Genomic DNA, 4773 nt, shown 5'->3' on the forward strand with positions numbered 1-4773 from the left:
TGCATCCAGTTCAGCCCGGACCACCGCCCGCATGGACCTCACGGAGGTCCTCCGCCGCCAAGCGTAAAACCCCGATCGTGACACACCCAGCAGTCTTGCCATCCGCAGGATTGGGTAATTAGCCTTCTCGGCCTCCATCAGTTCGAAGCATTCCGATTCTGCTGCTTGGAGGCGAAGAAGGCTGCGGCTTTTCCCAGAAACTCATTATCCATCCGCAGCTGCGCGTTTTCCCGGCGCAACCGCTCCAACTCTGACTTCTCCGTCTCGGCCGCCGCGACCTCTTCCGGAGCCGCCAGCCGTGCCCGTTCCTGAGCCACCCACCGACCCAACATCTGCTCTCCGAGCCCGAGTTCCCTGGCCACTGGCGCCACCGGCCTGCCGGTATCAATAACGAGCCGTGCAGCCTCCCGCCGATACTCAGGAGTGAATTTACGTCGTGTCGTGCTCACAAGAACACCTTCCCGCAGAATCCCAGGATCCCGCTACTTCAGGTGTCCACCAACAGAGGCTAACCCCACTCCCCTCCCAACTGGGTCGCAGTTGTGCGCGTTCTCAGCCGTCAAAACGCGCACAAATGCGACCCAGTTGGGTTAGTACTTGATGGGTTCCATGCGGCCGGAGCGCAGGGAGAGCGTGGCGGCCTCGGCGATGGCTTGGGCTTTCAGGCCGTCTTCCAATGTCGGGATCGGGGCGGCACCGCCTTCGAGGGAGGACACGAACGCCGCCAACGCAGCGGCATACGTCGGTTGGACGCGTTCGAACCAGCCGGGGTGGAGGCCATCGTCCACCACGGAAGCACCGGAGTACCGGGAGACTGCGCCGTTGCGGTGCCGGCGGGCCTCCACCATCCCCTCGGAGCCCATGATCTCGATCCGCTCGTCGTACCCGTAACCGGTGCGGCGCACGGAATCGATCTGGACCAAAGCCCCTCCGGGGAGCCGCAACGTGACCGCGGAGGTATCGACGTCGTCGTACTGCGCGATTCCCGGCTCAGCCAGAGCCGAACCCGTAGCGAAGACTTCCACCGGATCCAAGCCTGAAAGCCACCGCGCGAGGTCGAAGAAGTGGACGGCCTGGTCGCGCATCTGGCCGCCGGAGATGGCCACGTAGGACAGCGGCGGCATGGACGGTCCGCGGGAGGTGAGCTGGATGAGCTCCACCTTGCCGATCTCCCCCGAGTCCACCACGCGCTTGAGTTCGGCATAGTCGCGATCGAAGCGGCGGTTGAAGTCCACCATGACGGGCACGCCGCTTTGCTGCGCGAACGCCACAGTTTCCCGGGCGCGGTCAAGGTCCAGGTCGATGGGCTTCTCACACAGAGCGGCAATTCCGACGGCGGCAGCCCGGCGCAGGTGCTCAGCGTGCGTATCGGTGGAGGACGCGATAAAGACAGCATCGATCCGGGATGGGTCGAAGACTTCCTCGAGCGAGGTAGCGGCTACGGCTCCGTGCGCGACGGCGAGCGCCTCCGCCCGCTGCTGGTCGACGTCGTACACCAAGCGGAAATCGATGCCGGGGTGGGTGGCCAGGTTGGCGGCATGGACCGAACCGATGAAACCGGCTCCCAGAAGGGCGAAACGGGGCATGTCAGGCAACTGCTTTCTCGAGGGCGAACGCGGGGACTTTCCACGCGGAATCGTCGTGGTGGGAGGCGGCGACGGCCTCAACGAACTGAACACCGATCAGGCCGTCAATGCCGGTCGGGAAGGAGAGATCACGCTCCGGGAGTGGCGTGGAGTCGCGGCGGGCGCGCAGGGCTTCGGCGAGGTCTGAGTAGAAGTTGGCGAAGGCCTCAAGGAAGCCTTCCGGGTGGCCGAGGCCCACCCGGGTGAGCCGGGACGCGTCGTCGTGCAGTGTGCTGAGACCGTGAGTGAGGATGGTGGTGGCACCTGCGAGGTCCTGCACCTTGAGGTGGTGCGGATCCTCGTGCTGCCACTCGAGGCTGCCCTTTTCGCCGTAAACGCGGATGCGGAGGCCGTGGTTGTGGCCGGTGGCAGCCATGCTGGCCCACAGCCGTGCGGGGACGTTGCCGGTCAGCTCGAGTTCCACGGTGGCGTTGTCGAAGACGCGGCGGTTGGGCACGAACGTTTGCAGCCGCCCGGACAGGCGCTCGGCTTCCAGGCCCGTGATGTAGCGCAGGAGGTGGAAGGCATGCGTACCCAGGTCGCCCACCACGCTCGGAAAACCGGCGATGTCCGGGTTGGTACGCCAGCAGGCCTGCTTGTGGCCGAGTTCTTCGAGCGGCGTCGCCGCCCAGCCGGAGGCGTGTTCGACGTCGACAAACCGGATGGCGCCCAGCTCCCCGTTGCGGACCATCCGCGCGGCCTGGCGGACCATGGCGTAGGCGGAGTAGCAGTGCGGGACCGCGAGGATCGCATGGTTTTGGTCCGCGACCCGGACGAGTTCCGCAGCCGTGGCGGAGTCCTGGGTCAACGGCTTTTCGCACACCACTGAGATGCCCTTCTCCAGGAAGGCTTTGGCGAGCTGGAAGTGGCTGTCGTTGGGCGTAGCGATCACCACCACATCCACGCCGTCTTCGCGGGCCGCCTCAGCGGCTGCCATCTCCGCGACGGCAGCGTAGTTGCGGTCCGCGGCCACGCCAAGTTCGACGGCGACCTGCCGCGAATTGCTCCGGTCACGGCCGAAGGTCCCGGCCCGCAGATCGTAGTGGCCGTCCAGCCGCATGGCGTAGCGGTGGGTCCTGCCGATGTCGGCCCCCGGCCCGCCGCCTACCATCCCGGCGACCAACTGCCGCGAATTCGGTGCACTCATAGAAGATCCTCATTGACTCTTTGGAATTTACTTGGACCGGTCCATAATGGAGTCATCAGCAGGGGCCCGTCAACCCCTAAGCTTGAAGATCGAGCCGATTCCGCCGGACCGAGAGGACACAGCACCGTGACTGACACGCCCAAAGTGGCGGCACCAAAACCCACCATCCGTGATGTGGCGAGTGCTGCCGGCGTTTCCAAGTCCCTGGTGTCACTGGTCCTCCAGGGATCCGCGAACGTGAGCGAGAGCCGCCGTCGTGCTGTCCTGGAAGCCATGGAGCAACTGGGCTACCGACCCAACCGCCTGGCCCAGCGCCTGTCCGGGCCGCGCAGCGGAACTGTTGGCGTGATGCTCAACGACATCCGGAATCCATGGTTCGTGGAGTTGCTGGAAGGGCTCACGGCGTCGCTGCACGCGGCCGGAGTGTCCCCGGTCCTGGCCGACTCGTACACGGATAACCGCGTAGGCCGGAGCTCCGTGGAGACGCTGCTGGAACAGCGCATCGATGGCCTGGTGGTGGTGGGCACAACCCTTGAGTCCGCTGCGATTGAAGCCGCCTCGCGGAACATTCCGGTGGTACTGGCCGGCACGCGCGAACCTGAACTTCCCGGGGTGGACGTTGTGGTCAATGACGACGACGACGGCGCCCGGCAAGCCACCGAGCACCTGTTGCACTTGGGTCACCGGAGGATCGCGCACCTGCAGGGGCCGGGCGTCGTAGGCAGGCTGCGGCGGGAATCGTTCGAGCGCTCAATGCTCGACGCCGGACTGGAACCGGTGGTCGTGTCCGGCGGGGTGAGCGAGGAGTCAGCCTACGCGGCTGCAACCCGCCTGCTTTCGGGGCCGGGACGCCCGACGGCGATTTTCGCGTACAACGACATCGCCTGCATCGGCGCGTTATCGGCCGCCGATGACCAGAGGCTCACTGTACCCGGAGACCTCTCGCTTGTTGGCTACGACAACACCTACCTCGCCAAGATCCGCCATCTTTCGCTGACCTCCGTGGACAACGGCAACCTCGCGGTGGGCGTCGAGGCCGGAAAGTTCATCCTCGAACGGCTGACGACGCCCGATCTCCCGGCCCGCTTGCATCAGGTGCCGTCCCGTTTGCAGGTGCGCGGGTCTTCGGGGGACGCGCCGCGGGAGGGGTGACACCGGGGAGAGCGCCAACCGCTACCCCGTGGAAGTCGGCTTGGCAGGCGACGCCGCCGAGACACTGCAACGGCTCGCTTCCCGGTTGGCTGCCAGGCAGCAGGAGGAGGAAGCCGAACGCGCGCGGTGGCGTGCCGACATCGAAGACCAAGTCCGCGCATGGCGGAAGTTGTCGGAGGAACGCGCCGGTACTGCCGCGAGCCCGGTCAACCCGGAGTTGGTGGTCCGCGAGTTGAACGGTCGGCTCCCGTAAAACGCACAAGTAAGCGTCGACGTCGGAAGTTGCGTCCGCTGGTACGCGCGCCAGCTGATCCTTCCGGAGGGAGTCGCGGCGCACCTTTCCGGAACCCTCGCCAGCATGGGCTGCGCCATTCCCTACGGCCTGGCGGCGAAGCTCGCCCACCCGGACCGGCCCCTGGCGGCGTTGGCGGGTGACGGCGGCATGCAGATGCTGGGCGTTGCTGAGCTGATCACCGTGGCGCACCGCTGGCGGGACTGGGCGGATCCGCGCCTTGTGGTGTGTGTGTTCAACAACCGGGATCTTGCCGAGGTTTCATGGGAGCAGCGCGAAACCGAAACCGAACCCCGCTTCAACGACAGTCAGGAGCTCCCGGACTCACACGATGAGCTGCAAGCTGTGAAGAGGTAGCCCCGGGCGAGGCCGCGTACCACAGCCACGACTGGGCTCCACAAGCCTGCCAACCGCGTGGCTTCAGGACAGGAGCAGCAAGCCCGTGGGGCGGCAGTCCCACAGATTCGTCAGACGCAGCCCGGCATCCCGCCGGGCTTACCACCACAATGAGAAAGTGAGTCACCCATGAGTTTGCATGGATCAAAGATTGCCCTGTT

General features: G+C 65.8%; 4 protein-coding genes and 2 pseudogenes. 3 read left to right on the forward strand and 3 right to left on the reverse strand.

Annotated elements, in window-relative coordinates; all coding sequences use genetic code 11:
* The 3 genes and pseudogenes from OCL88_RS20730 to OCL88_RS20740 all read right to left on the reverse strand — a co-directional run.
* Nucleotides 1-470, reverse strand: a pseudogene (locus OCL88_RS20730) (transposase); the annotation flags it as partial.
* A gap of 120 nt (nt 471-590) precedes the next feature.
* A complete protein-coding gene (locus OCL88_RS20735) occupies nt 591-1586 on the reverse strand; it encodes a Gfo/Idh/MocA family oxidoreductase (protein ID WP_264963801.1) in 996 nt (331 codons plus the stop codon).
* 1 nt (nt 1587) lies between these two features.
* Nucleotides 1588-2772, reverse strand: a complete 1185-nt coding sequence (locus OCL88_RS20740) for a Gfo/Idh/MocA family protein (protein WP_264963802.1) — start codon at nt 2770-2772, stop codon at nt 1588-1590.
* Nucleotides 2773-2898: 126 nt separating this feature from the next.
* Between OCL88_RS20740 and OCL88_RS20745 the strand changes: the two genes are divergently transcribed.
* The 3 genes and pseudogenes from OCL88_RS20745 to OCL88_RS20755 all read left to right on the forward strand — a co-directional run.
* On the forward strand, nt 2899-3924 hold the full coding sequence (locus OCL88_RS20745; protein WP_264963803.1) for a LacI family DNA-binding transcriptional regulator: 1026 nt from the start codon (nt 2899-2901) through the stop codon (nt 3922-3924).
* Nucleotides 3925-3964: 40 nt separating this feature from the next.
* Nucleotides 3965-4177, forward strand: coding sequence for a hypothetical protein (locus OCL88_RS20750; RefSeq protein ID WP_264963804.1), 213 nt, complete (start codon nt 3965-3967; stop codon nt 4175-4177).
* A 30-nt stretch (nt 4178-4207) separates the two neighbouring features.
* Nucleotides 4208-4573, forward strand: a pseudogene (locus OCL88_RS20755) (thiamine pyrophosphate-dependent enzyme); the annotation flags it as partial.
* Nucleotides 4574-4773: the final 200 nt, after the last annotated feature.

This window comes from Paenarthrobacter sp. PAE-2 (genome assembly GCF_026013155.1).
GTDB lineage: Bacteria > Actinomycetota > Actinomycetes > Actinomycetales > Micrococcaceae > Arthrobacter > Arthrobacter ureafaciens.